Genomic DNA, 691 nt, shown 5'->3' with positions numbered 1-691 from the left:
CAAAGACAGGTAAGACATGAACGCAATAAGAGTGGTGATGCTAAAGCTTTTTAGACTAACCTTCACAATTTAGTTCCCCATAAACATAACTCATTAGGCTTTGTCGCTTGCACGAATTACCCCTTGAGTAAGAAACTTTACCGGATACGCCCACTTGGGCGTATCGAGTAATGTCACTAATTAACCATGTTTACTAGAAGAACCACTCAAGTTATTCGCACTACTGCCTTTAGTCCCGCCGCCTATTAAATACTTATTTAGCAAAGGGTTTATTACTATGTCAACGCCAGTTTAAAATTGACCCACGTATCGACGTTATCGCCGAAGTAAAACTGACCCACCCAAGTAATTAATTTTTACTTTCAGATAGATTTTCTAGAACTGTTGGTATGGTTCCAGCCGCCTTCTTTCCTCGTAATCGGTAGCTTTCTCCACTGATTTGTACGATGTGCGAGTGATGAAGAAGCCTATCCAGTAATGCCGCCGTTAGTGTTGTATCGTCAGCGAACGCATTTGACCATTGAGAGAACGGCAAGTTACTGGTTACGATAATGCTACCTTGCTCGTATCGTTTAGCGATGACGTTGAAGAACAAGTTCGCTTCTTCTCTGCCGAACGGTAGATACCCGATTTCATCGACGATAAGGAGCTTTGGTGCAAGAACGCTTCGCCTCAAGTAGCTTTCAAGTTT

1 protein-coding gene is annotated in these 691 nt (G+C 42.5%); it reads right to left on the bottom strand.

All coding sequences use genetic code 11. From position 1 onward, the window contains the following. Window positions 1–349 precede the first annotated feature (349 nt). Window positions 350–691, bottom strand: a 342-nt coding sequence (locus GCE9029_RS25275) for an ATP-binding protein (protein WP_197475430.1), incomplete at its 5' end; no start/stop codon positions are given.

It is taken from the genome of Grimontia celer, assembly GCF_900055185.1.
Classification (GTDB): Bacteria; Pseudomonadota; Gammaproteobacteria; order Enterobacterales; family Vibrionaceae; genus Enterovibrio; species Enterovibrio celer.
Note: the sequence above shows the minus strand (reverse complement) of the source record. Positions and strands in the feature narration are given on the sequence as shown.